The following is a 23,719-nucleotide window of genomic DNA, read 5'->3' as shown; positions in this document are numbered from 1 at the left end:
CATAACCTGTCAATGCCAACTTCTGAGGTTATGGCGCAGTTGCGCCTGACAGGTGGGGACCGACCATGACTGCGCCGCATAAAAATCCGCCCGAGCCACATCTGATCGGCGGCCATCTGGCGATCGATTTTCTGAACTCCATCACGGCCGACAGGACCGAATGGCTCGGCTCGGGCGCGGATTTTCTGGTCTGGCTGGAAAAATCAGGCGCGATCGACGCCAACGCATGCGCCAAAGCGCGCGAAGGAGGCGTTGAGCGCCTCGATCCGGTCGCGACCGAGGCGCGACACCTGCGCGAGCAGCTGCGCGCGCTGCTGTCCGATCGTTCCGTCCTGCCTCAAGCGGATCGGCTTTCTCCCCTTAATGAGCTGCTCGCGGCGGATGAGAGCCGGGCGCGTCTCGTCGTCGGGACCAACGCCGAAGGCGCCCCGCGCTTTCACATCGAGCGCGCCCCGGCGCTGAGCCGTCCCGATCAGCTGCTGCAGCCACTGGCGTGGGCGATCGCCGATCTCCTTTGCAATGAGGATTTAAACCTGCTGCGCCGCTGCGAGGGCGGGGCGTGCAGCCTCATGTTTATCGACCGAACCAAATCGCATGCCCGGCGCTGGTGCAGTATGGCCGTTTGCGGCAACCGGGCCAAAGCAGCGGCGCACCGCGCCCGGACGAAGGGCTAAAGGATAAACCGGCTCAAATCCGCGTTCCGCGCGAGATCGCCGATGTGCTGCTCGACATAGGCGGCGTCGATCTCGATTTTTTCGCCAAAACGGTCCGTCGCCGCAAAGCTGATCTCGTCGAGCACGCGCTCCATCACCGTCTGCAGCCGGCGCGCGCCGATGTTTTCGACGCTCGAATTCACCTGCGCCGCGATCCGCGCCAGCGCATTGACGGCGTCCGGCGTGAAAGAAAGCTCGACCCCCTCGGTGCGCATCAGCGCTTCATATTGCTTGAGAAGGCTCGCCTCGGTGTCGGTCAGGATGCGGCGGAAATCATCTTCCGTCAGCGGCGCAAGTTCGACGCGGATCGGCAGGCGCCCCTGCAATTCGGGCAAAAGGTCCGAGGGCTTTGAAACGTGAAAGGCGCCGGAGGCGATGAACAAAATATGGTCGGTCTTCACCACCCCGTGCTTGGTCGGCACATTGGCGCCCTCGATCAGCGGCAGCAGGTCGCGCTGCACGCCCTCGCGCGAGACGTCGGCGCCGCCGCGCGCGCCTTCGCGGACGCAGATCTTGTCGATCTCGTCCAGAAACACGATGCCCTTGTTCTCGACCTCGACGATGGCCTCGCGCACGATGACGTCCTGATCCATCAGCTTGTCGCCCTCCTCATTGATGAGGGGCTCGACAGCGTCCTTGACGCTCATGCGGCGCGGCTTGCCGCCCTTGCCGAAGGCCTTGCCGAACATGTCGCCGAGCGACATCGCGCCAATCTGCGCGCCCGGCATGTTCGGCAGTTCAAACATCGGCATGGCGCCGCCGGCCCCCTGCGCGATCTCGACCTCGATCTCCTTGTCTTGAAGTTCGCCGGCGCGGAGCTTTTTGCGAAAGCTGTCGCGGGTCGGCGGCGAGGCGCCCGGCCCGACCAGCGCGTCGAGGATGCGATCCTCCGCCGCCAGTTCGGCCTTGGCGCGGACAAGCTTGCGCTTATCCTCCCTGATCATCGAAATCGCGGTCTCGAGGAGGTCGCGCACGATCTGCTCGACGTCGCGTCCGACATAGCCGACCTCGGTGAATTTGGTCGCCTCGACCTTCAAAAACGGCGCGCCGGCCATTTTGGCGAGGCGGCGCGAGATTTCGGTCTTGCCGCAGCCGGTCGGCCCGATCATCAGGATATTTTTTGGCAGAACCTCGTCGCGCATCGAGCCTTCGAGGCGCAGGCGGCGCCAGCGATTGCGCAGCGCAATAGCGACGGCGCGCTTGGCGTCGTGCTGGCCGACAATGAAGCGGTCGAGTTCGGAAACGATTTCGCGGGGGGAAAAGTCAGTCATGCTCTCTTCAATATACGAGACGCCGGGCTTGCGCGCCAAGTCGCCGGGGGATTGGGCGATCAGGGCGCGGCGGCCCTAGTTCGAGGCGATCTCCTCGATCACCACATTGCGATTTGTATAGACGCAGATTTCCGACGCGATTTCGAGCGCGCGCCGCGCGATCGACGCAGCGTCCCGGTCGGTGTCGAGCAAGGCCCTGGCCGCCGCAAGCGCATAATTGCCGCCGGAGCCGATGCCCATGACCGAGCCGCGTTCGGTCGCCTCCGGCTCCAAAACGTCGCCATTGCCGGTCAGAACCAGCGCGGCCTTGGCGTCGGCGACGAGCATCATCGCCTCGAGCCGGCGCAAATAGCGGTCGGTGCGCCAATCCTTGGCGAGCTCGACGCAGGCGCGCATCAGCTGGCCGGGATATTGTTCGAGCTTGGCCTCGAGCCGCTCGAACAGCGTAAAGGCGTCGGCCGTCGCCCCGGCGAATCCGCCGATGACCTCGCCCTTGGCGAGCCGGCGCACTTTTTTGGCGTTGCCCTTGACGATGGTCTGGCCGATCGAAACCTGCCCGTCGCCGCCGATGACGGTGCGCCCGTCTTTCTTGACGAGGATGATCGTCGTGCCATGCCAAATGGCGGCGCTGGATTGTTCGGAAGGCGATTGGAGCATCGGGACTTTCTGGGCGGGACTTTCTGGGAAGGAACCGGGCGCGCGACGACAGGATGGGTCACGGCAGGGGCCGGCAAAACTCATCTATGGTTTAGCCAGCCGCTGTGCAAGAGAGGGTTGGTCCCTCCCGCCCCGTGCAGCCCGAACGATGAAAGGAGTAAGCCATCATGTCCGACGACGAACGCCAAATCCGCGATCTGGTGGAAAGCTGGTTTTCGGCCAGCAAAGCCGGGGATTTCGACGCGATACTCGGCCTCATCGCGGAGGACGCCATTTTCAGCGTCACGGGCCAGCCGCCCTTCGGCAAAAACGCCTTCGCCGCGGGACTGCAATTCCTGCGCGGCGTCGTGGTCGACGGCTCCTATGAGATCGCCGAAATCAAGGTTCTCGGCGATTGGGCGTTTATGCGAAACGCTGTCACGGTGACGATGACGCCGCCCGGCCGCGCGGAAAAGCGCATGCGCGGCTACACGCTGACCATCCTGCGCAAGGACGAGGGCCGCTGGCGCGTCGCCCGCGATTCGAATGTGATGGCTGAAGAGAAATAAACGCCTGCGCGCAATTTGACCCAGTCGATGGACGCTCGGCTCAGCGCCCCTTAATTTGCGCGCCATGACCCACGACCCCATCCCCGCCGACGTCGTCGCGCGCCATGCGACCGCTTTGCCGCGCTACACCAGCTACCCGACCGCCAATCATTTTCATGCCGGCGTCGATCATGAGGCCTACCGCGGCTGGCTCGGCGCCTTGCCGGCGGGCGAGGCGGTTTCGGCCTATCTGCACATTCCGTTCTGCACGGATCTTTGCTGGTATTGCGGCTGCTCGACCAAGGCGACGCGGCGCTATGAACCCGTCGCCGCCTATGTCGATACGCTCCTGGCGGAAATCGACGCGACCGCCGCAGCGCTGCCGGGCAAGCTGCGCCTTGACCATCTGCATTGGGGCGGCGGTTCGCCCGATATTCTCGCGCCCGCCGACATCGAACGTCTCGCCGGCGCGCTGAAACGCTGTTTTGCCATTGAGCCCGGCGCGGAATTCGCCGTCGAGATCGATCCGCGCCTGATGAGCGGGCAGAAGGCGTCGGCTTTCGTGCGCGCCGGCGTCACGCGCGTCTCGCTCGGCGTGCAGGACTTTGACGAAGAGGTTCAGGAGGCGATCGGCCGCATCCAGAGTTTTGCAGCTACGAAGGAGGCGGTCAATCTGTTCCGCGCCCGAGGAGTCGGCTCGATCAATATCGATCTCGTCTATGGCCTGCCGCGCCAGAGCGTTTCGAGCCTCTCCCGCACGCTGGATCAGGTCTTGAGCCTTTCGCCCGACCGCATCGCGCTGTTTGGCTATGCGCATCTGCCGCATCGGATGCGCAACCAGCGGCTGATCGACGAGGCGGCGCTGCCGCCTCCGCTCGAACGCTTTGCGCAGGCGCGCGCGGCGGCGGAAGGGTTGCGCCGGGCCGGCTATGTCGCCCTCGGCATCGATCATTTCGCCAAACCGGGCGACAGCCTTGCGGACGGAAAGCTCAACCGCAACTTTCAGGGCTATACGGCGGATGGCTGCGAGACCCTGATCGGGTTTGGCGCGTCGGCGATCGGGCGGCTGCCGCAAGGCTTCGCGCAGAACGCGCCTACCGTCGGCGTCTATGCTGCGCTTGTCGAGGCGCAGGGGCTTGCGAGCGTGCGCGGCTTTGCGCTGACGCCGGACGATCGCCTGCGCGCCCATGTGATCGAACGGCTGATGTGCGATTTTGCGCTCGATTTTTCCGATCTTGAGAGAGGCTTTGGCGCGGCGGCGGCTTCAATCAAGCACGAGGCCGAAGCGGTCATCGCGGAGGACGCTGAAGGTTTCGTCGAGCGGGCGCCGGGCGGCTTCCGGCTGACGGAGCGTGGAAAACCCTTCGTGCGCCATATTTGCGCGCGCTTCGACGCTTATCTCTCGCCCGGCGGCAGCGCCCGGCATTCGCTGGCGATCTGATCCAAAAAACGCCGGCGGAGGCTGTGCGGAGCTGAAGCGGAGCCTATGCCGGCCGGACTGTTCGCCAGACTGCAAGCCTCGGACAGGGGCCGCGACGCGCTCATCCTCGGCCTCGTCGCCCTTGCCGCCGCCGCCTTCCTTGTCTTTGGCCTCGCGCAGGCGCCGCTGGATGCGATCCTGCACGGCCTCCGCGCCATCCTGTTTGCCCGCGATACGCTGATCACCGATTATATCGGCGTCGGCGGCCTCGGCGCGGCCTTCGTCAACGCCGGGCTTTTGACGCTTCTCGTGTGTCTCATCTACTGGATCGCGCGGGCTCCGGTCGGCGGCGCGGCGATCGCCTGCCTGTTTCTGGTGCTGGGGTTCGGCCTGTTCGGCAAAAATCTCTTCAATATCTGGCCGGTCGTCGCCGGCGTGTTTCTCTTCACCCTCTATAAAGGCGAGCCGTTTTCCGCCCATATCAACACGGCCTTCTTCGGCGCCGCGCTGGCGCCTGTCTTCTCGGAAATCCTGTTCAGCGGCGCGCTGAGCCTGCCCGTAGCGGCGCCGCTTGCCCTCTCGACAAGCCTTCTCATCGGCTTCATCCTGCCGCCGGCGGCCGCCCAGCTGTTCAAGGCCCATGCGGGCTTTTCCCTGTACAATATGGGATTTACCGCCGGGATCGTCGGCACGCTGGTGGTCGCGCTCTATAAATCCTACGGCTTCATTCCCGATCCGGTGCTGATCTGGAGCGGCGGCAACAATTTTTCGCTCGGGCTGCTCCTGTCCGGCATCTTTGCCACGATGATTGGCGTCGGCCTCTGCCTCGACCCCGGCGCGCTCTCGAAGATGAAAGACATCATGCGCCTGACCGGCCAGGCGCCGAGCGATTTCACGACGCTGATCGGTCTTGGCCCGGCCTTCGCCAATATGGGCCTCTGCGGCTTCATCGCCATGGCCTATGTGCTGGCGCTCGGCGCCGATCTTAACGGGCCGATCATCGGCGCGATGTTCACGATCGTCGGCTTTGCCGCCTTCGGCAAGCATCCGCGCAACATCACGCCGATCATGGCGGGCGTGTTTCTGGGCTCGCTCGCAAAGCCGTGGAATGCGGCGGACCCGTCGATCATCCTCGCCGCGCTGTTCGGCACGACGCTCGCGCCGATCGCCGGGCGCTTCGGCTGGGGCTGGGGGATCGTCGCCGGTTTTATCCATTCGTCGGCGGCGCTTTCCATGGTTCGCTTCCACGGCGGCCTCAATCTCTATAATAATGGCTTTGCCGCCGGCATCGTCGCCAGCGTGCTGGCGCCGGTCATTTTGGCTTTGCGCACGAAGGAAAAGCCGGAAGAGGCGAACTGAGGGCGGATCCGCTAGCCAATGCGCCAGTAGCTTGCTAGAGACGCGGCTTCGCCCGAGAGATCTGAAAAATGCGCGCCGCCAGTATTTCCCGTAAAACCAGGGAGACCGAGATCACGGTTTCCGTCGATCTCGACGGGACGGGAGCGGCCGAAATCTCGACCGGCGTCGGATTTTTCGACCATATGCTGGAGCAGCTGGCGCGCCATTCGCTGATCGACATTTCCGTGGCGGCCAAGGGCGATTTGCATATCGACCAGCATCACACGGTCGAGGATACCGGCATCGCGCTCGGCCAGGCGCTGCGCCAGGCGCTGGGCGAGCGCGCCGGGATCGCGCGCTACGCCGACGCGCTGCTGCCGATGGACGAGACACTGACAAGGGCCGCGATCGACGTGTCGGGCCGGCCGTTCCTTGTGTTCAAAACCGAGTTCCCGCGCGCAAAGATCGGCGAGTTCGACACGGAATTGGTGCGCGAGTTCTTTCAGGCCTTCGTCATGAACGCCGGGCTCACCGTCCATATCGAGACTTTATATGGCGTGAACGCGCACCATATCGCTGAATCATGCTTCAAGGCGCTCGCGCGGGCGCTGCGCCTTGCGATCGAGGTCGATCCGCGCCAGAAAGGCGCCATCCCCTCGACCAAGGGATCGCTCGCCGGCTAGAGCATGATCCGAAAAAGTTGCAGACTTTTTCGACCAAGATCATGCGTTGAAACAAAAGCTTAGAGGGCATGATGCGATTCAGTATGAACGCATCAAGCTCCAGAGCATCTGCCCGAAAAGCTGAAGGCTTTTTGGATCAAGCGGATGCTGAAACAATGTACCCCGCCTCATCCTGAGGAGCGAGCAAAGCTCGCGTCTCGAAGGACGAGGCGGAACCGCCTGTCAAGGAACACTGCCTATGGCCGTCTATTCGGTGCATCTGCCGGTTGGAGGCCCGAGCGCGGCCGCGGAGGCGGCTTTCGTGCGCGAGGGATTTTCGTTCGCGGCCTTTCTGTATGGCCCGCTGTTCCTGATCTGGCGCGGCTTTTTCCTCGCCGCCGCCTTCTGGCTCGTCGCGGCGCTGAGTCTGATCGGACTCGCAGCGGCCGGAACACTCTCGGCCGGCTCGATATTGGTTCTCTTATTTTTTATGCATCTCTGGCTGGGGGTTGAGGCCAATCGACTGATCGAGCGGCAACTTTGGCGCAAAGGCTATGATCTTGCCGAGATCGTCGCGGCGCCCGGGCTCGAAGAGGCCGAGATGACCTTTTACCGCGCGATCGGCCCGAGCGCTGAAACCGCGCCGGCCCCCGCCGCCGCGCCGGGGCCGGCAAGAGCCGCGCCCGGCGTGATCGGCAGCCTGCCGGAGCCCGACAGGCGAGGCGCCGGACGTTGAAAATCGCCATCGTCGATTACGGCTCGGGCAATCTTCATTCCGCCCATAAAGCGTTCGAGCGCGCCGCCCGCGAGGCCGGGATCGATGCGTCGATCCGCGTCACGCCGGACCCGATCGAGATTTCGCGCGCGGACCAGATCGTGCTGCCGGGCGTCGGCGCCTTCGCCGATTGTCGGCGCGGCCTTGATGAGATTTCCGGCATGGTCGAGGCGTTGAACGAAGCCGTGCTGGAAAAGGGCCGGCCCTTCTTCGGCATCTGCGTCGGCATGCAACTCCTGGCGACGCGCGGCCTCGAACATGGGCAAACGGCGGGCCTTGGCTGGATCGAGGGCGAGGTCGACGCGATGGCGCCGGCCGATCCCGGCCTGCGCATCCCGCATATGGGCTGGAACACGCTGCTTCCGGCGCGCGCGCATCCTGTGCTGCGCGACATCCCGACCGGAGAGAAGGGGCTGCACGCTTATTTCGTGCATTCCTATGAATTCCGGCCGGCGCAGGCGGCAAGCGTCATCGCCTCGACCGATTACGGCGGAAAAGTCGCGGCGCTGATCGGGCGCGACAATATTTTAGGCTCGCAATTCCATCCGGAAAAAAGCCAGAGCCTCGGCCTCGCGCTGATCGCCAATTTCCTGAGGTGGCGGCCATGATCCTGTTTCCGGCGATCGACCTCAAGGGCGGCCGCTGCGTCCGCCTCATTCAGGGCGACATGGCGCAGGCGACCGTCTTCGGCGACGATCCGGCGGCGCAGGCCGAGCAATTCGAGCGGCAGGGCTTTTCCTGGCTGCATATGGTCGATCTCGACGGCGCCTTCGCCGGCAAGCCGCAGAACGCCGCCGCGGTCGAGGCCGTGCTGGCGCGCGTGAAAATTCCCGTGCAGCTCGGCGGCGGCGTGCGCAATCTTGAAACCGTCGAGGGATGGCTCGAAAAGGGCGTGGCGCGGATCATCATCGGCACGGCCGCCCTGCGCGACCCCGATTTTACGCGCAAGGCGGCGAGGCTGCATCCGGGAAAAATCGCGGTCGGGATCGACGCGCGGGACGGGCGCGTCGCCGTCGAGGGCTGGGCGGAAACCTCCGACATCACCGCGCTCGAGCTTGGCCGACGCTTCGAGGACGCCGGCGTCGCCGCCATCATCTACACGGATATTTCGCGCGACGGTCTTCTGACCGGCCTCAATATCGAGGGAACGCTCGCGCTCGCCGAGGCGCTGAAGATCCCGGTCATCGCCTCGGGCGGCCTCGCCTCGCTCAAGGATGTCGAGCGGCTATTGCAGCCGGACTGCGCAAAGCTCGAAGGCGCGATTACGGGGCGGGCGCTGTACGACGGACGGCTCGACCCGAGCGCCGCGCTGGAGCTGATCGCAAAAAGCGGAGACCACGCTGATGCCAAGTAGCTGGATGATTCGGGCGGGGCGTCAGAGCCTTTATTTCGAAATTTTCCGAACTGAAAAATTCGTCTCGGTCGGCTGGGCGGAGGCCGGAAATCTGAGCGGCTTCCATAACAGGAAAGCATTGGCGGCCCATCTTCGCTTAGTCTTTTCTGACTATACCGAACAAATGGCAATCGTCGCCGCGGGGCAGCTGTTTCGTTTTGTCAAAGAAATTAAAATAGGCGACCAAGTTGTTACATACGATGGCGGCGCTCGCACTTACCTCTGCGGAAGAATTACCGGTGATTATGTGTTCGACCCCAAACAGGAAATTGACGGATTATCGAACCGTCGTACGGTTGACTGGGAAAAGGAGCGTTCGCGCGATGACCTCAGTCAGACTGCGCGGAACACGCTCGGTTCCACGCTTACGCTCTTTCAAATTCCGGAGTCCGTCTCTGGCGAGTTATGGGCCGACGGCTCACTCAACGAAGCCGCTCGATTTGAGACCGATCTTCCGGGGACGCCAACCGACTCCACTGCAAGCGAGACTTTGGCTTCGCTCGCAACGGCGACGAGCCAAGAAATCGAGGACCAGGCTTCAGAACGCATCAAAGATCGGGTTGCAAAGCTAAACTGGGAGCAGATGCAGGAATTGGTGGCCGCTCTTTTGCGGGCGATGGGATATGTAACGCGTGTCTCGAAGCGGGGTGCTGACCGCGGCAAAGACATTGAAGCTTCTCTCGATGGATTCGGCTTCGTCGAGCCGCGAGTCATCGTCGAAGTTAAACACCGCTCGGGCAGAATGGGAGCCCCTGAAATCCGAAGCTTTCTCGGCGGACGGAAGCCGCATGAGAAGAGTCTCTATGTGAGTACGGGAGGATTTACGCAGGAAGCATATTATGAAGCGGAGCGCGCATCGATTCCCATAAAACTATTAGATAACGACGGCCTCATAACGGCGCTTCTTGGCAGTTATTCGAAACTCGACGAAACAACAAGGCGGCTTCTTCCGCTCAAGCAGATATATTGGCCTAGTACTTAAATCCCGCATCATTCCCTGCCTAACGTCAGGACGGCGCGTTGCCGACGATCCGGTCGAAGCCGCTATTGCCTATGACGCCGGCGGTACCGACGAGCTCTGCTTCCTCGACATCATCGCGCAAAGCGGCAAGACTCTTTCCGAGTCAGATCGCGGTGGGGATCTACGCCCGGCCTGAGCGCGTCTCTTGCGGCCGCGCTGGCGGCGCTTGCGAGCCTTTCATCTTCGTCTTGTCAGTCGCGCCAAGCGGAGCAATATTGCAAGCGATTTTTCTAGAAGAAAAGCTATCAGGGGGAACCTATGGTTTTTGCCGCTCTTCAACGGCCGAAGCTGCTTTGCTTTAGCGCGCGCGGTCTTTTCGCCTCAATGAGGGCTGCTCTCCTGTGTCTCTGCTGGGGAGCCATCATCTCGCCGCACCTCAGCGCCACCGAGTTCCCATCACCGCAACCGCAGTCGCGGGCAGCGGTCGATCGCTGCCTCGCGAATCTTCCATCGCCGACGCCATTTGCGCCCTCGCATCGTGTGGTGCAGCTCGTCAACTGCTCCAATCAGACCCTGCTCGGCGCAGCCAATGCGGCGGGCAAGCCGGGCGTCCCGCTCACCTCGGTGCTTCCGCGCGAAAAAACCTGGGTCATGAAGCCGTTTGGCGCCGCCAATAACCTCAACGTCCTGACAATCGACATTCCGCCGGAATGGGAGGCGACGATCGGGCCGGGCGCAACCGGCCCAAGGCTCTGGACACGGACCGGCTGCCGCTACGATATCTCGAGCGACAGAGCGCAATGCGAAACCGGCGGCTGCGCCGGCGTCTATGATTGCAGCAAGGCCAAGCTCGGAGCCTCGGTCGGCACGACGGTGTCGGAATGGACTTTCTATCAACACGTCACCAGCCCGGACGGGACGATAAGCTATTTCAAGGATTCGCCCGACATCAGCGCGGTCGACGGCGTCAATCTGACCATGGATATTCAGCCGGTCGGGGGAACCAGCGTCGATCCCTTCGACGCGCAGGGCGGCCACGATATTCAGTGGCTCGCCGAAAATTATCCGCTGACCCAGCACGGCATGGATTTGCGGGCGGACAATCTTTGCATCCCGGCTTTCCGCCTGCTGCGGTCAGACCTGACGAGCGGCATTTATGGCTTTGTCATCATCAACAACAAGGGCAAACCGGTCGGAGGCGACGCCACGGTCGCCTGCTTCTCGAACTGCGGACGCTACGCCTTCCCGACGACGCCGGACCAGTCTTGCGATGATTCTGACCATAATTCAAAATGTTACCGCTGGAAGTCCTTCTGCCTCGCCGACGCCGCGAAGTACGGCATGGCCTGCCAGACGGATCAGGACTGTCCGGAAGGCGGCGGGTGCTGGAACAATCCGGGCTCGGCGCTCGACCACACCTGCCAGGGCCGCGCCTTCATCAAGCAGCAGACCTGCCCCTCAAATATCTGCACCTTTCCCTATGGCTACGTCGACCCAAAGAACAATCAGAAATATTACTCGACGCAGCCGCCGTTCGGCCATTGCACCGACGTCGCCGCCGATCCGGCCGCCTGCATCGGCGACGATACGATTCACAGCGTGTTGAACAAGGCCTACACTTGGCCAAATGATCCGCAAACCTACGCCGACAATGCGACGCTCTATCGCGTCGTCTTCGCTCCCGGCGGCACGAGCGTGCCGATCACGCCCGCTGGACCCATTCCCGTATGCAGTACGCTTCCGGCGATTTATGGCTACGCCGCGCAATATGGCGGCCCGAACAGCGGCACGAAGCCCTGCGACATCTCCGTGAACAAGAACAAGGCGGTTTTCGCGGTCGCGCATCCGCAATTGCCGCCTCCGGCGCCGCCCGTTTCATGGGCCTGCAACCTGGCGCCGACTGGCGCGGGGAACGAAGGCGTCATATGTCGGTGGAAGCCGGGCGGCGTGACGCGCGTTCCCCGCTGAACCGCAGCCCTCTCGGCAGGAGATATGGTCAAACGTGATTCATGCTTAAATCCCGCATCATCCCCTGCCTCGACGTCAAGGACGGGCGCGTCGTCAAGGGCGTCAATTTCGTCAATCTGCGCGACGCCGGCGATCCGGTCGAATCCGCCATTGCCTATGACCGCGCCGGCGCTGACGAGCTCTGCTTCCTCGACATCACCGCGAGCTCGGACGATCGTCCGATCCTGCTCGACGTCGTGCGCCGCACGGCGGAAGCCTGCTTCATGCCGCTGACCGTCGGCGGCGGGGTTCGCACGCTGGAGGACATCCGCCAGCTGCTGCTCGCCGGGGCCGACAAGGCCTCGATCATGACCGCGGCGGTGGCGAACCGCGATTTTGTCCGCGAGGCGGCGGAAAAATTCGGCAGCCAATGCGTTGTCGTGGCGATCGATGCCAAGGAAGTCGGGCCGGGCCGCTGGGAGATTTTCACCCATGGCGGGCGCAAGCCGACCGGCCTTGACGCCGTGGACTATGCGCGGGAAGTCGTCGCGCTCGGCGCCGGCGAGATCCTGCTGACCTCGATGGATCGCGACGGCGCCAGGATCGGTTTCGACATCGCCCTCACCAAAGCGGTGACGGACGCCGTCAACGTGCCGGTCATCGCCTCGGGCGGGGTCGGGACGCTGGACCATCTCGTCGAGGGCGTGCGCGACGGCGGCGCCAGCGCAGTGCTGGCGGCGTCGATCTTCCATTTCGGCGAATTCACCATCGCCGAAGCCAAGCTGCATATGGCCAATTGCGGATTGCAGATGCGGCTGGATGGAATAGTGTAATTTTTTCCGGCGCCGGAACAGATGGATGCAGTCGTTCAGCCTCGATGACCTCGCCGCGATCATCTCCGCCCGGGCGCAATCCACGGCGTCTTCCTCCTACACGAAATCGCTGCTTGAGGCCGGACCCGCCCGCGCCGCCAAGAAATTCGGCGAGGAGGCGGTCGAGCTGGTCATTGCCGCGGTCGAAGGCAAACGCCCGGAGATCGTCGCCGAGGCTGCCGACGTGCTCTATCATTTGCTGGTCCTGCTCGCCTCGCGCGGCGTGGCGCTCGACGAGGCGCTGGCCGAGCTGGAGCGCCGCACGAGCCAGTCGGGACATGAGGAAAAGGCGGCGCGTCCTGGCGCAAAGAGCGCCGCGCGATGACGCCGCCCGCCGGGGTGACCAGCCGACCGGCCGCCGCCTTGTCCGGCAAACCGCTGGATTTGCTCGACCATGCGCCGCCGCTTTTGCATCGACCGGAGGGCTACGCCATGGACCAGCGCGCCACGGACTCCGCCGGCGTTCTCTCCCCCTATCATCGCTTCAGCCGCGAGGAATGGGCGGCGCTGCGCGCCGATACGCCGTTGACCCTGACGCGCGAGGATCTGTCGCGGCTGAAAAGCCTCAATGATCCGATTTCGCTCGACGAGGTCGTCGCCATCTATCTGCCGCTGTCGCGGCTGCTCGCGCTTTATGTCGCCGCGACGCAGGGGCTTTATAAGGCGACGCAGCGCTTCCTCGGCGCGGAAGGCGGCAAAACGCCCTATATCATCGGCGTCGCCGGCTCTGTTTCCGCCGGAAAATCGACGCTGTCGCGCGTCATGCAGGCCCTGCTGTCGCGCTGGCCCAACACGCCAAAGGTCGATCTCGTCACGACGGACGGCTTCCTGCATCCGAACGCCGTTTTGGTCAGCGAAGGGCTGATGACGAAGAAGGGCTTTCCGGAAAGCTACGACGGAACCGCTCTGTTGCGCTTCCTCTCCGACGTCAAGGCGGGACGGCGCCATGTCAGCGCGCCGGTCTATTCGCATCTGACCTATGACGTGCTACCCGGCGAAAGCATCGTCGTCGACCGCCCGGACATATTGATCGTCGAAGGGTTAAACGTGCTTTTGCCCAATCGCCCCCCCAAGGACGGTCGCGGATTGCCCTTCGTATCGGATTTCTTCGATTTCTCGATCTATCTCCATGCCGAGGAGACTGATCTCGAACTCTGGTTCGTCGAGCGCTTCATGCGGCTGCGGCAAACCTCGTTCCGCGATCCGCAGTCTTACTTTCGCAAATACGCCGATCTCTCCAATGCGGACGCGGAAGCGACGGCGCGAACCATCTGGCGCGAGATCAATCTGCGCAACTTGCGCGAAAATCTTCTGCCGACCCGCGTGCGGGCCAATCTCGTGCTGACCAAGGGGCCGAACCACAGCATCGAGGAAGTCGAGCTGAGGAAGCTTTAGGCGGGAACGCCGTCTCGCCATCATTGTTCTCCCTTTTATGACTTGACCGCGGCCGAGCTCCGGTCACATTTCCGCTCGGGTTCAAACCGGCCCGCATCGTGGCCGGAACCGGGAGGAAACGCAAAATGGTCAAGACGCTCATTCTCGCCGCCGCGCTCACTGCGGCCGGCGCTCTCCCCGCGCTCGCCGTCGATGTGTCGCGGTCCGCCGAAATCAAGGCGCCCGCCGCAACGGTCTGGTCGGCGATTGGCGATTTCTGCGGCATCGCGAATTGGCATCCCGCAATCGAGAAATGCGAGATTTCGACGAAGGACGGCGTTCAAATGCGCACGCTGACCCTGAAGGGCGGCGGAACGATCGTCGAGCAACAGCAAGACCGCAACGACGACGATCTGAACTATCGCTACATCATCGTCGAGAGCCCGCTCCCCGTCGAAGACTATGTTTCGACGATCGAGGTCGAGCCGATCGAAACCGGCTCCAAGGTGACGTGGTCAGGCACATTCAAAGCCAAAGGCGTCGACGACGCCAAGGCGGCAGAGGTGATCGCCGGTATTTATGAAGCCGGGCTGAAAGGGATTACAGATAAGGCAAAATAGCCAAAGGGCGTCGCCGCCGTAGCCTTCGCCGCCTTGCGACCACGACGGCCAGGCCGCCAAATGGGAAAGCGCTCGCCATCCTGATTCAAGAGAATAAGCACATCCGGGACGAGCCCGGATGTGCCGTTTTTTCGTTTGCCGTTACTTCTTCAGAAGGCTCTTTTTCAACGCGCCATAGCTTTGGTGCGTGCCGCCGTTTTTGAGAACGATCGCCGCCTGATCGGGCAAAGCGGCGAAGTCCGTGGGATCGACTGTGAAGACGACGGTTTTGAGGTCGCCATTCGAGCCATAGCCCCCTTCGACGAAGGTCTTGCCGCCGATGTCGAGGGTCAGAAGCGAGTCCTTGACATCGACGGGCACAGGGCTCGTCAGCGTCAGCTGGACTTTCTTCGCGGGCGCCGGCGTCTCCGTCTTCGGCGCGAATGCGCTCGTGACCGTCGCCGTATAGCTTACGGAAGATACCGAGCCGGCGGGCAGGACGGCGGCGGCCGGCTCTGTGGCGACAGCGGCATTATTCATGACCGGCGTTAGCGGAGCTGGATCCTCCATCGTTTCGCCCTCCATGGCGACCAGCGCGGATCCCTTCGACGCCGCGAGATCGGTCAGGGTAATGCCGGTCAGATAGATCGAACCCGTACGCGCGGTGGGCGCATTGAAGGTAAGCCTTATGGCCTTCAGAAGCGGTCCGGTCGAATCTTTCTTGACCGTCGCGTCCGCCGGCAGCCCGAGATCGGCCAGCGGCACCCGCACCGTCTGAAGAATTGGGTGAAAAAGGCTCAACGTCGGGCCGCCAACCGGACCGCGAACGCTGACATATTTCGAAAGCGGCACGGATTGCGAAAGCGTTCCGTCGCTCAGCACGGCGGCGATGTTGAAGTCCGTCGTCCCGTTCACATTCGCGGCGTTGGGGCCGATCGAGCAGCCGCTGGTGGTGATCGTGGTTCCGTCGGCGCATTGCAGCGACACGCGCATTTCCACCGTCTTGTACTGCTTCGTGATGTACTGTCCGCTCGGACTCCAGGAAGCCTGATAATAGCTCGTCGCCGGGTTCGCGGGGTCAGCCGGCCAGTTCACAAGACCAGCCACCACACTCGGGTCGTGGTTCGGCAGCAACAGCGAAATGGTGGAGGTATAGGTCGCCGTGGCGTTGCTCAACGTGCCGGTGCTCGACAGCGGATAGGCCTGCTGCGCGACAGCGTAGTTGCTGAAGCCGCGCGTGATGGTGGTGATGCGCGAAAGCTGGAAAGGAAGCGTGTAGTCCGGATTGAAAAGCTGGGCGAAGCTCGCGTCCGCCTTCTTGCCGAGATGGCCGCGGAACATCGCCATCATGGCGTAGAGGCTGGCGGTCCGCTGATCGGCCGATCCCGCCAGAGCTGGATCGAACAGTGGTACGTTGCCGTCGCCGTTGCAGCCCGTCGAATCCGACCTCTGCCATTCCGTGTTGTAGTAATTATGGTTGGTGCCCCACACCGTATAGCTCGCCTTCGGATAGGGTATGGCCTCGCCGAGGCTTCTCAGCGTGCGGTCGAACACCTTGACGCCGGCGAGATTGGAGACGTCGCCGTCGCACATTGGCAGCAGCACGCTCCAGGGGATATTATAGGCGTAGAAACTGCGATTGGTCTGGCCGTCGACCGGCGCGAGTTCGAACATGGCGTCGAAATGCGCCTTCGGCCCGATCAGCTTCGGCCACAGGCTGTCCGGATCGTTGTAGAGATTATAGGCGGCGAGCACGCCTTCGCCGCCGCGCGAATGGCCCATGAGGCCGATATGGGCGAAATCGAGCTTGCCCATCATGTTGAAGCCGAGGGTCTTGGGCGCTCCGCCTTTATTGTTCCATTTCGCCAGCTGCTGGAGATGGCGAAGCACCATCCGACCGCGTCGCATGTTGAGGCCGGAATCGCCGGATGTGCCCGAGGCGGCGTTGATGCCGCGGTTAACATTGATGCTGATGACGATATTGCCCCAGGAGGCCAGGCGTTCGGCGACATAGGCGTAGCCGAGATGGCTTGGCGCCACAACATAGCCCGTGGGGCAGGTGCCGGTGCTGGTGTATTGCGAATTGTCGTCGACGCGGCCCGCTATGCCGTCAACCATGTGGCCGCACGTTGAGTGATTGCCGTGTAGCATAATAATGAAATTATGCTTTCCGCTGATTTTCACCGGGCGGTATACACGCGCCCACAATTCGGTCGCTACGGTGTCGTCGACCAGCGGGTCGACCGCTGCTGGAAGTTTATAATCGCCATAGGTGACGGCGAGCGGGCCGATGGCTGTCGGGTCGACCGCCTCGGCGGCGAAGGAAGGCGTGGTCACGGCCAACGGGACGGTCGCACAGAGAAGCGCCAGTCCCGCTGTTGTCGTTAAGAGCGAACGCGATAGAAACGAACGCAACGCTATTGGCGCCGCGCCTGTGCTGGCGCGTCGTTGGTCAGTAGAGGAAATCATCCAGGATTCCTTGCGAGAATTAGTCGAGAAAGTGCGCTTTCTCCCCGGCCTGATCGTCAATGGATCAGCTACAAGTTTCAGCGTGACTTGCATGGTGCAAGCGGTATGCCAAAGGTTGTAAGGGCCCCTAACGCACGTAAATTTGTTCTCGTCCGCTCTATCAACGGGGCTTCCCGCTCGCGGTTTGGAATTCATAAAAACAAGCGCCGTTCAATCAAATGTGACTAAATAACGTGCGGGCGCCCAGGTTCAGACCAGTCTTTGCCCGCTTCGGTTTGGCCCGTCTAAAAATTGTTCGCGCGAACGGGGGCGCCAGCAGCGCGACGGCGCTTCCCTACGACGCCATCACGCTCTAAAACGGGCGTCCCGCCGCGCTCCCTTGACGACCGAGGGACCAGGCACAAAGAAAAACTGGAAACGCCGCCTCGATGAGCATCCTCACGCCAACAACGCCGGAGGAAGCCGCGTTCAGCGTGCGCGAAGCGGCAGCGGCGCGGGCCCCCCTTTCCATCGTCGGGCTCGGCTCGAAATCGGCGCTCGGCGCGCCATGGAACGCCGCGCGCCGGCTCGACCTGTCAAAGCTCGCCGGCGTCACTTTCTATGAGCCCGAAGAACTCGTCCTCTGCGCACAGGCCGCGACCCCGATCGAAACGATTGAGACGCTGCTCGCCGCCAACGGCCAGGAGCTCGCCTTCGAGCCGATGTCCTTTTCCGCGCTGTTTGGCGCCGGGGCCGGCTCGATCGGCGGCTGCCTGATGGCCAATCTCTCCGGGCCGCGCCGCGTCAAGGCGGGGGCCGCGCGAGACCATGTGCTGGGCGTCAAGGCGATCAACGGCCGCGGCGAAGCTTTCAAAGCGGGCGGCACGGTGGTCAAGAATGTGACGGGTTATGACCTCTCGCGCGGTCTTGCCGGCTCTTTCGGCACGCTCGCCGTCGTCACTGAGCTGAATTTCAAAGTGCTGCCGCGCGCCGAGACGGCTGCGACGCTGGCCCTTCATGGACTTGCGCCAAAGCTGGCCGTCGCCGCGCTCTGCGCCGCCATGGGGTCGCCGGCCGATGTCTCCGGCGCCGCGCATCTGCCGCCTTTCGCGGCGAAAAGCCTCGGCTTCGCCGCTTCCGCGACGCTGTTGCGGCTCGAAGGCTTTTCCCCTTCCGTCGATGAGCGGTTCGACCGGCTGAGGGCGACGCTGGGCGAATTCGGCGCGGCCGAACGGCTCGGCGCGGAGGCGACGCAGACGATCTGGCGCGCGATCCGCGACGTCGTCCCACTTGCGGCGCCGAGCGAAAAAATCATCTGGAAGATTTCGGTCGCGCCGACCGCGGGGCCGGGCGTCGCCGCGACAATCGGCCGAGCCTTCCCCGCCGAGGCGATGTTCGACTGGTCCGGCGGCCTCGTCTGGGTCGCGCTCGACCCCGACGTTTCGCCCGACGCCGGCGCCGAACTGATCCGCGGCGCGGTCGTCGTGCATGGCGGCGGACATGCGACCCTCATCCGGGCGCCAAGCGAGCTGCGCGCCGCAACCCCCGTATTCCAGCCGCAGCCGCCCGCGCTGAAAGCTCTCTCCGAGCGGCTAAAGGCGCAATTTGACCCTTACGGCATTCTGGAGCGCGGCCGGATGCAGGCGCAGGTTTGACATGCAGACGCATTTTTCACTGGAGCAGCTCGCCGATCCCCGACTCGCCGTCTCCGAAGCGATCCTGCGCAAATGCGTGCATTGCGGATTTTGCACGGCGACCTGTCCGACCTTCACCCTGCTCGGCGATGAGCTCGACAGTCCGCGCGGCCGGATCTATCTCATCAAGGAGATGCTCGAGAACGGCCGCCCCGCCGACAGCGAGACGGTCAAGCATATCGACCGCTGCCTGTCCTGCCTCTCCTGCATGACGACCTGCCCGTCGGGCGTCAATTACATGCATCTCGTCGACGAGGCGCGCACGCGCATCGAGGAAACCTATAAAAGGCCGCTTGCCGACCGCGCGCTTCGGGCGCTGCTCGGCTTTGTCCTGCCCTATCCCGACCGTTTCCGTCTGGCCCTGCGCGGAGCCGCGCTCGCAGCCCCTTTGGCGCCGCTGCTGGCGAAATTCGGACAGACGGGGGATCGGCTCAACGCCATGCTCCGGCTTGCGCCGCGTTTCCTGCCAAAGCGCACGGGTTTCCCGCAAGCCAGCGTCCGCCCCGCGCAAAAACCAATCGCCCGCGTGGCGATCCTCGCGGGTTGCGCACAAAAAGTGCTGCGGCCGGCGATCAACGACGCCGCAATCCGGCTCCTGACGCGGCTCGGCGTTGAGATCGTCCAGCCGCCGGAGGAGGGCTGCTGCGGCGCGCTGGTTCATCATCTTGGCCAGGAGCATGAGGCGCTGGCCCAGGCCAAGCACAATATCGACGTCTGGACCGCCGAGATCGACAGAGGAAGCCTTGACGCGATTTTGATCACCACGTCGGGCTGCGGCACGGTCATCAAGGATTATGGCTTCATGTTCCGCCTTGACGCCGCCTATGCGGCAAAAGCCGCCAAAATCTCCGAACTCGCCAAGGACATTACCGAATTTCTCGGCGGCCTCAAATTGCCGGCGCCCCTCGCGGCGCAAAAGCCCGCGCTCGCGTATCATTCGGCCTGCTCGATGCAGCATGGGCAAAAAATCACGAGCCTGCCAAAAGAGCTTCTGAAAGCCGCCGGCTTCGAGGTGCGCGACATCCCCGAAGGGCATTTGTGCTGCGGCTCGGCCGGCACCTACAACATCTTGCAGCCGAAAATCGCCGAACAATTGCGCGCGCGAAAAATCGAGAACATCCTGAAGACGGCGCCGGGCGGCATCGCCACCGGCAATATCGGCTGTATGACGCAGATCGGCGCCGGAGCCGGGGTTCCGGTGCTGCATACGGTCGAATGGCTCGACTACGCCTATGGCGGCCCGAAACCCGCAGAGATTGCGGCGATCCGCTAAGCCGTCGGAAGCCTATTCCGCCGCATCGGCCGGCAGCAGCGCATGGATCTGCCAGATCGCCTTCTCGCCGAGGGTGGCGGTAAAGGCGGCATGGGCGGCGCGTTCTTCCGGGCTAAGCTTTGGCGCCAAAGGCTCGGGTCGCTCCCGCAGCAGCGCCGCCTCCGCCGCCGCATCGGAGCCGAGGCCGCCGCCGAAGACAAGCGCCGCCTGACGCCCGCCGCACAGCTCGGCATAGACCTCGGCCAGAATCTCGGCGTCGAGCAAGGCGCCATGCTTGACCCGTCGTGACGTATCGACGCCAAAGCGCGCGCAAAGCGCGTCGAGGCTGTTCGAGGCGCCCGGAAACCTGCGCCGCGCCAGCGCCAGCGTGTCGACGACCCGCTCCCAGGCAAGCGGCGTCGCCTCCGCGCGCAAAAATTCCGCGTTGAGAAAGCGGAAATCGAATTCGGCGTTATGGGCGATGATCTTCGCCTCGCCCAAAAAGTCGACGAGCGCGGGAACAATCTCGGCGAAAAGCGGCTTGCCTGTCAGAAATTCCAGCGAGATTCCGTGCACGCGGAACGCCTCGTCGGGCATATCCCGCTCGGGGTGGATGTAGACGTGGAAAGACTGCCCCGTCGGAATGGAGTTCAAAAGCTCGACGGCTCCGATCTCGACGATCCTGTGGCCCTGCTTCGGATCGAGGCCTGTCGTTTCCGTATCGAGGACGATTTCGCGCAAGATGGGCCTTTAGCGATTTAATTTCGGCCAGCGCCCGCCGCCGCGGCGGCGACCGCGCGCAGCACGCCGCGCACCTGATTTTCAGCCTCAACGAGGCCCCTGCCGGTGTCGATGATGAATTGCGCCCGCCGCCGTTTTTCGGCGTCCGGCATCTGCCGCTCCATTATGACCTGAAGCCATTGCGCCGTCATGCCCGGCCGGCCGATCACCCGCGCCTTTTGCACAGCTTCAGGCGCTGACACCACCACGGCGGCGTCGATCTCCTTGTCGGCGCCCGTTTCAAACAGAAGCGGCACGTCGAGGACGGCGACCTTCTGACCGGCGGCGGCCGCCTCGCGCAAAAACGCCTCCCGCTTGCGCCGGACCATCGGATGCACCAGCGCCTCGAGGCGCGCCATGGCCGCCGGATCGTCGCGCACCCTCGCCCCCAGCAAACTTCGGTCGATGCGCCCCTCGCGCGTCACGCCGGGAAATTCGGCTTCGACGGCCGCGACCGCCTCACCCTCATAGAGCGCGTGGACGGCGGCGTCCGAATCATGCACGGGAACGCCGAGCTTGCGGAAAATGCCCGCTGTCGTGGTCTTGCCCATGCCGATCGAGCCCGTCAGGCCAAGCACATACATCAGAGCGCTTTTTCAATATCGATCTCGACGAGGCGGCGCAGCTCCGGCGTCACCTGTGGGCGCCTCGCAAACCAGCGCGCAAAGGCGGGCGCCGCCTGATGCAGCAGCATGCCGAGCCCTGGAACGACGCGAAGGCCCCGCGCCCGGGCGTCGCGCAGCAGCGCCGTCTCCAGCGGAAAATAAACGATGTCATGGACGACCGCTTCCTGCGGCAGCAGCCCGACGTCGAGATCGAGCGGCGGCTGGCCTTTCATTCCGAGCGACGTCGTATTGACGAGAAGAGCCGCCCTTTTGAGCGCAGCCGGAAGATCGCGCCAATCGACAACCTTCGGCGCATCGCCAAAATGGGCGGCGAGCGCTTCCGCGCTCGCCCGCGTGCGGTTGGCGAGGACGACGCCGCGGCCGCGTTCGATCAGCGCGGCGACAATTGCGCGCGCGGCGCCGCCGGCGCCGAGCACCACCGCCTCGCCGGGGATCGCCTCCCAGCCTGGAGCGGCCTCATCGAGAGCGCAAAGAAACCCTTCCGGATCGGTGTTGTCGCCGCAGAGCCTGCCGTCCTCGATCCACAGCGTGTTGACGGCCTCGAGCCGTCGCGCCGAATGAGTCGCCTCGGCGACGAGCCCGAACGCCTTCTGCTTGTGCGGCAGCGTGACATTGCCGCCGACAAAGCCGCTGGCGACAAGGTTTTGCGCAAAATCGGCGAAATCTGGCGGCGCCACGGCGACCGCCTCGTAGCGCCCGGCAAGGCCGAGCTGATGCAACCAATAATTATGGATGATCGGCGAACGCGAATGAGCGATCGGCCAGCCGACGACGAAGGCGCGTGGAGGGGCCGCGCTCATGATGCGACAAGGCCCGCTTTACGTAGAAAGGCGAGAAGCGGCAGCAGCGGCAGGCCCATGATGACCGAGAAATCCTCCTCGATCCGTTCGAACAGTTGCATCCCCAGTCCCTCGACCTGATAGGCGCCGACGCTGCCGAGCGCGCCCTCGCCTGTCGCATCAAGATAGGCTGTGATGAAACCGGGCGATAGCGCCCGCATCGTCATCCGGGCGACGGGAGCCGCCTCGAACAGGATTTTTTGATCGCGGGCGATGCAAAGCGCGGAATGCAGCTCGTGGGTTTGTCCGGACAGGGCGTTGAGCGTCGCGGCCGCTCCCGCACGGTCTTCCGCCTTCGTGAACAGCCGGCCGCGGCAGCCAAGGGTCTGGTCGGCGCCAAGCGTCAGCCGTCCCGGCTCGCGCACCGCGACAGCGAGCGCTTTTTCGCGCGCGAGCATCCGGGCGATCTTGTCAGCGCCGGCCCCGACCCGCAGCAGCGGGGCCTCGACGGCGCGCTCGTCGAGGGCGGCGTCCCTCGCCTCAAATGGAATCCCCGCCGCCCGCAGCAGCGCGGCGCGCGAAGCGCTTTTCGAGGCGAGCAACAGCGGCGCGTCGCCAAGCCAGAGACCGTTCATGCAGCGGAGATGAATTTCATTTTATGCAGCTTGTGCAGGCCGATGATCGCCGCCGCGGTCTCCTCGATCGAGCGCCGCGTCACATCGATCGTCGGCCAGCCGCGCGCGTCGAACAGTTTCTTCGACTGGGCCACTTCCTCAGCGACAAGCCTGCGGTCGACATAGGGCGATTCGGGGTCGGAGTTCATGGTCAAAAGGCGATTGGCCCTGATCTGCACGATCCGATCCGGCGAGGCGAGCAGGCCGACAATGAGCGGATTGCGCAGATTCTCGACCGATTTCGGCAACGGCATATCCGGCACGAAGGGTAGATTGGCGGTTTTGACGCCGCGGTTGGCGAGATAGATGCTCGTCGGCGTTTTCGAGGTGCGGCTAACCCCCATCAAGACGACGTCAGCCGCCTCGTAACTCTCCGACTGCAGTCCGTCGTCATGCGTCATCGTGTAATTCAGCGCATCCATCCGGCGAAAATAATCGGCGTTGAGGGAATGCTGCGCGCCCGGACGCGGCGTCACGGCCGTCCCGATGTAGGATTCGAACAGGCTCATGATCGGCGCGAGAATGGAAAGGCTCGGCGCGCCGATGGCGGCGCAGGCTTCCATCAGGCGGCGCGCAAGATCCTGGTCGACCAGGGTGAACAGAACGATTCCCGGCTCGGCCTCGATCTCGACGATCGCCTTTTCGAGCTCCGCATGGCTGCGCACCATCGGATAGACATGCTCGATGGCGCAGACGCCATGATACTGGGCCGCAACGGCGCGGCTCGCCGCGATCAGGGTCTCGCCCGTCGCATCCGAAATGAGATGCAAATTGACGTGATGGCGCCCCATGGCCTGCCTCCCGACGATGTTTTCGCCCTCTTATCGGCGGGGCTCATAACTGAGGATAAGAGTGGATAACTATATCGCAAGCCCGAACATCAGCCAAACGCCCGCACGGTCCGGCCCTGAGATCACAGAAAGACGCACAGGCCCGAGGCTGTAATGGCGCCCTCAC

At 63.6% G+C, this 23,719-nt stretch carries 24 protein-coding genes and 1 pseudogene; 17 read left to right on the top strand and 8 right to left on the bottom strand.

Features of this window, described 5'->3' with window-relative positions:
• Positions 1 to 65 precede the first annotated feature (65 nt).
• Positions 66 to 674: a CGNR zinc finger domain-containing protein gene (locus CR492_RS13905; RefSeq protein WP_102844342.1), complete on the top strand. Its 609-nt coding sequence runs from the start codon at positions 66 to 68 to the stop codon at positions 672 to 674.
• Here CR492_RS13905 and hslU read toward each other — a convergent pair.
• Both hslU and hslV read right to left on the bottom strand, forming a co-directional pair.
• Positions 671 to 1,984: an ATP-dependent protease ATPase subunit HslU gene (hslU, locus tag CR492_RS13900; protein WP_102844362.1), complete on the bottom strand. Its 1,314-nt coding sequence runs from the start codon at positions 1,982 to 1,984 to the stop codon at positions 671 to 673. The genes CR492_RS13905 and hslU overlap by 4 nt on opposite strands.
• 75 nt (positions 1,985 to 2,059) lie before the next feature.
• On the bottom strand, positions 2,060 to 2,641 hold the full coding sequence (hslV, locus tag CR492_RS13895) for an ATP-dependent protease subunit HslV (RefSeq protein ID WP_102844341.1): 582 nt from the start codon (positions 2,639 to 2,641) through the stop codon (positions 2,060 to 2,062).
• Positions 2,642 to 2,808: 167 nt separating this feature from the next.
• On the opposite strand from hslV, the gene CR492_RS13890 reads away from it, so the two are divergent.
• The 14 genes and pseudogenes from CR492_RS13890 (at position 2,809) to CR492_RS13825 (ending at position 14,530) form a co-directional block, all read left to right on the top strand.
• The gene (locus tag CR492_RS13890; protein WP_102844340.1) at positions 2,809 to 3,189 is read left to right on the top strand and encodes a YybH family protein; all 381 of its coding nucleotides are present in this window, start codon (positions 2,809 to 2,811) and stop codon (positions 3,187 to 3,189) included.
• A 64-nt stretch (positions 3,190 to 3,253) separates the two neighbouring features.
• Positions 3,254 to 4,609: an oxygen-independent coproporphyrinogen III oxidase gene (gene hemN, locus CR492_RS13885; RefSeq protein WP_102844339.1), complete on the top strand. Its 1,356-nt coding sequence runs from the start codon at positions 3,254 to 3,256 to the stop codon at positions 4,607 to 4,609.
• A 45-nt stretch (positions 4,610 to 4,654) separates the two neighbouring features.
• Positions 4,655 to 5,947 carry a DUF1576 domain-containing protein gene (locus CR492_RS13880; protein ID WP_102844338.1) on the top strand — a complete coding sequence of 431 codons (1,293 nt, stop codon included), beginning with the start codon at positions 4,655 to 4,657 and terminating at the stop codon, positions 5,945 to 5,947.
• 68 nt (positions 5,948 to 6,015) lie between these two features.
• The gene (gene hisB, locus CR492_RS13875) at positions 6,016 to 6,609 is read left to right on the top strand and encodes an imidazoleglycerol-phosphate dehydratase HisB (RefSeq protein WP_102844337.1); all 594 of its coding nucleotides are present in this window, start codon (positions 6,016 to 6,018) and stop codon (positions 6,607 to 6,609) included.
• Positions 6,610 to 6,847: 238 nt separating this feature from the next.
• Positions 6,848 to 7,324 (top strand): DUF2628 domain-containing protein, encoded by a 477-nt coding sequence (locus tag CR492_RS13870; protein WP_102844336.1) that lies wholly within the window; start codon positions 6,848 to 6,850, stop codon positions 7,322 to 7,324.
• Positions 7,321 to 7,971 (top strand): imidazole glycerol phosphate synthase subunit HisH, encoded by a 651-nt coding sequence (gene hisH / locus CR492_RS13865; RefSeq protein ID WP_102844335.1) that lies wholly within the window; start codon positions 7,321 to 7,323, stop codon positions 7,969 to 7,971. Before CR492_RS13870 ends, hisH begins: the two co-directional genes overlap by 4 nt.
• Positions 7,968 to 8,717 carry a 1-(5-phosphoribosyl)-5-[(5-phosphoribosylamino)methylideneamino]imidazole-4-carboxamide isomerase gene (hisA, locus tag CR492_RS13860; RefSeq protein WP_102844334.1) on the top strand — a complete coding sequence of 250 codons (750 nt, stop codon included), beginning with the start codon at positions 7,968 to 7,970 and terminating at the stop codon, positions 8,715 to 8,717. Before hisH ends, hisA begins: the two co-directional genes overlap by 4 nt.
• The gene (locus tag CR492_RS13855) at positions 8,707 to 9,738 is read left to right on the top strand and encodes a restriction endonuclease (RefSeq protein WP_102844333.1); all 1,032 of its coding nucleotides are present in this window, start codon (positions 8,707 to 8,709) and stop codon (positions 9,736 to 9,738) included. Before hisA ends, CR492_RS13855 begins: the two co-directional genes overlap by 11 nt.
• Positions 9,722 to 9,856 (top strand): annotated as a pseudogene (locus CR492_RS21530) (imidazole glycerol phosphate synthase subunit HisF); the annotation flags it as partial. The gene CR492_RS13855 and the pseudogene CR492_RS21530, both read left to right, overlap by 17 nt.
• 404 nt (positions 9,857 to 10,260) lie before the next feature.
• Positions 10,261 to 11,685 carry a hypothetical protein gene (locus CR492_RS13845; protein WP_146030274.1) on the top strand — a complete coding sequence of 475 codons (1,425 nt, stop codon included), beginning with the start codon at positions 10,261 to 10,263 and terminating at the stop codon, positions 11,683 to 11,685.
• A gap of 41 nt (positions 11,686 to 11,726) precedes the next feature.
• Positions 11,727 to 12,497 carry an imidazole glycerol phosphate synthase subunit HisF gene (hisF, locus tag CR492_RS13840; protein WP_102844330.1) on the top strand — a complete coding sequence of 257 codons (771 nt, stop codon included), beginning with the start codon at positions 11,727 to 11,729 and terminating at the stop codon, positions 12,495 to 12,497.
• A 25-nt stretch (positions 12,498 to 12,522) separates the two neighbouring features.
• Positions 12,523 to 12,861, top strand: coding sequence for a phosphoribosyl-ATP diphosphatase (locus CR492_RS13835; protein WP_102844329.1), 339 nt, complete (start codon positions 12,523 to 12,525; stop codon positions 12,859 to 12,861).
• 107 nt (positions 12,862 to 12,968) lie between these two features.
• Positions 12,969 to 13,931 carry a type I pantothenate kinase gene (gene coaA, locus CR492_RS13830; RefSeq protein ID WP_102844361.1) on the top strand — a complete coding sequence of 321 codons (963 nt, stop codon included), beginning with the start codon at positions 12,969 to 12,971 and terminating at the stop codon, positions 13,929 to 13,931.
• A 125-nt stretch (positions 13,932 to 14,056) separates the two neighbouring features.
• The gene (locus CR492_RS13825) at positions 14,057 to 14,530 is read left to right on the top strand and encodes an SRPBCC family protein (protein ID WP_102844328.1); all 474 of its coding nucleotides are present in this window, start codon (positions 14,057 to 14,059) and stop codon (positions 14,528 to 14,530) included.
• 141 nt (positions 14,531 to 14,671) lie between these two features.
• On the opposite strand, the gene CR492_RS13820 is transcribed toward CR492_RS13825, so the two are convergent.
• Complete coding sequence (locus CR492_RS13820) at positions 14,672 to 16,852, bottom strand: hypothetical protein (RefSeq protein ID WP_102844327.1); 2,181 nt, start codon at positions 16,850 to 16,852, stop codon at positions 14,672 to 14,674.
• Between the two features lie 554 nt (positions 16,853 to 17,406).
• Between CR492_RS13820 and CR492_RS13815 the strand changes: the two genes are divergently transcribed.
• A complete protein-coding gene (locus tag CR492_RS13815; protein WP_102844326.1) occupies positions 17,407 to 18,612 on the top strand; it encodes an FAD-binding protein in 1,206 nt (401 codons plus the stop codon).
• Position 18,613: 1 nt separating this feature from the next.
• On the top strand, positions 18,614 to 19,924 hold the full coding sequence (glcF, locus tag CR492_RS13810; protein WP_102844325.1) for a glycolate oxidase subunit GlcF: 1,311 nt from the start codon (positions 18,614 to 18,616) through the stop codon (positions 19,922 to 19,924).
• A gap of 12 nt (positions 19,925 to 19,936) precedes the next feature.
• On the opposite strand, the gene dnaQ is transcribed toward glcF, so the two are convergent.
• The 5 genes from dnaQ to CR492_RS13785 are packed head-to-tail and all read right to left on the bottom strand — an operon-like array spanning position 19,937 to position 23,553.
• A complete protein-coding gene (dnaQ, locus tag CR492_RS13805) occupies positions 19,937 to 20,644 on the bottom strand; it encodes a DNA polymerase III subunit epsilon (protein WP_102844324.1) in 708 nt (235 codons plus the stop codon).
• Positions 20,645 to 20,661: 17 nt separating this feature from the next.
• Positions 20,662 to 21,267: a dephospho-CoA kinase gene (gene coaE / locus CR492_RS13800; protein WP_102844323.1), complete on the bottom strand. Its 606-nt coding sequence runs from the start codon at positions 21,265 to 21,267 to the stop codon at positions 20,662 to 20,664.
• Positions 21,267 to 22,109, bottom strand: a complete 843-nt coding sequence (locus CR492_RS13795) for a shikimate dehydrogenase (RefSeq protein WP_102844322.1) — start codon at positions 22,107 to 22,109, stop codon at positions 21,267 to 21,269. Before CR492_RS13795 ends, coaE begins: the two co-directional genes overlap by 1 nt.
• Entirely contained in the window at positions 22,106 to 22,723 is a 618-nt protein-coding gene (locus tag CR492_RS13790) for a Maf family protein (RefSeq protein WP_102844321.1), read from the bottom strand. Before CR492_RS13790 ends, CR492_RS13795 begins: the two co-directional genes overlap by 4 nt.
• On the bottom strand, positions 22,720 to 23,553 hold the full coding sequence (locus tag CR492_RS13785) for a pyruvate, water dikinase regulatory protein (protein ID WP_102844320.1): 834 nt from the start codon (positions 23,551 to 23,553) through the stop codon (positions 22,720 to 22,722). Before CR492_RS13785 ends, CR492_RS13790 begins: the two co-directional genes overlap by 4 nt.
• Between the last annotated feature and the right edge of the window lie 166 nt (positions 23,554 to 23,719).

Origin of the sequence: Methylocella silvestris (assembly GCF_002891535.1) — a bacterium.
GTDB classification, from domain to species: Bacteria; Pseudomonadota; Alphaproteobacteria; order Rhizobiales; family Beijerinckiaceae; genus Methylocapsa; species Methylocapsa silvestris_A.
The sequence above is the reverse complement of the archived record's forward strand: the minus strand, read 5'-3'. Positions and strand labels throughout refer to the sequence as shown.

What these genes read in the sequence shown, in the direction of transcription:
- CR492_RS13790 (WP_102844321.1), bottom strand. Translation starts at nt 22,723, where the DNA reads ATGAACGGTCTCTGGCTTGGCGACGCGCCGCTGTTGCTCGCCTCGAAA.
- CR492_RS13795 (WP_102844322.1), bottom strand. Translation starts at nt 22,109, where the DNA reads ATGAGCGCGGCCCCTCCACGCGCCTTCGTCGTCGGCTGGCCGATCGCT.
- hemN (WP_102844339.1), top strand. Translation starts at nt 3,254, where the DNA reads ATGACCCACGACCCCATCCCCGCCGACGTCGTCGCGCGCCATGCGACC.
- CR492_RS13835 (WP_102844329.1), top strand. Translation starts at nt 12,523, where the DNA reads ATGCAGTCGTTCAGCCTCGATGACCTCGCCGCGATCATCTCCGCCCGG.
- CR492_RS13890 (WP_102844340.1), top strand. Translation starts at nt 2,809, where the DNA reads ATGTCCGACGACGAACGCCAAATCCGCGATCTGGTGGAAAGCTGGTTT.
- coaE (WP_102844323.1), bottom strand. Translation starts at nt 21,267, where the DNA reads ATGTATGTGCTTGGCCTGACGGGCTCGATCGGCATGGGCAAGACCACG.
- CR492_RS13905 (WP_102844342.1), top strand. Translation starts at nt 66, where the DNA reads ATGACTGCGCCGCATAAAAATCCGCCCGAGCCACATCTGATCGGCGGC.
- hisB (WP_102844337.1), top strand. Translation starts at nt 6,016, where the DNA reads ATGCGCGCCGCCAGTATTTCCCGTAAAACCAGGGAGACCGAGATCACG.
- CR492_RS13870 (WP_102844336.1), top strand. Translation starts at nt 6,848, where the DNA reads ATGGCCGTCTATTCGGTGCATCTGCCGGTTGGAGGCCCGAGCGCGGCC.
- CR492_RS13880 (WP_102844338.1), top strand. Translation starts at nt 4,655, where the DNA reads ATGCCGGCCGGACTGTTCGCCAGACTGCAAGCCTCGGACAGGGGCCGC.
- hslU (WP_102844362.1), bottom strand. Translation starts at nt 1,984, where the DNA reads ATGACTGACTTTTCCCCCCGCGAAATCGTTTCCGAACTCGACCGCTTC.
- hisA (WP_102844334.1), top strand. Translation starts at nt 7,968, where the DNA reads ATGATCCTGTTTCCGGCGATCGACCTCAAGGGCGGCCGCTGCGTCCGC.
- hisF (WP_102844330.1), top strand. Translation starts at nt 11,727, where the DNA reads ATGCTTAAATCCCGCATCATCCCCTGCCTCGACGTCAAGGACGGGCGC.
- glcF (WP_102844325.1), top strand. Translation starts at nt 18,614, where the DNA reads ATGCAGACGCATTTTTCACTGGAGCAGCTCGCCGATCCCCGACTCGCC.
- CR492_RS13785 (WP_102844320.1), bottom strand. Translation starts at nt 23,553, where the DNA reads ATGGGGCGCCATCACGTCAATTTGCATCTCATTTCGGATGCGACGGGC.
- CR492_RS13855 (WP_102844333.1), top strand. Translation starts at nt 8,707, where the DNA reads ATGCCAAGTAGCTGGATGATTCGGGCGGGGCGTCAGAGCCTTTATTTC.
- CR492_RS13825 (WP_102844328.1), top strand. Translation starts at nt 14,057, where the DNA reads ATGGTCAAGACGCTCATTCTCGCCGCCGCGCTCACTGCGGCCGGCGCT.
- CR492_RS13815 (WP_102844326.1), top strand. Translation starts at nt 17,407, where the DNA reads ATGAGCATCCTCACGCCAACAACGCCGGAGGAAGCCGCGTTCAGCGTG.
- coaA (WP_102844361.1), top strand. Translation starts at nt 12,969, where the DNA reads ATGGACCAGCGCGCCACGGACTCCGCCGGCGTTCTCTCCCCCTATCAT.
- hslV (WP_102844341.1), bottom strand. Translation starts at nt 2,641, where the DNA reads ATGCTCCAATCGCCTTCCGAACAATCCAGCGCCGCCATTTGGCATGGC.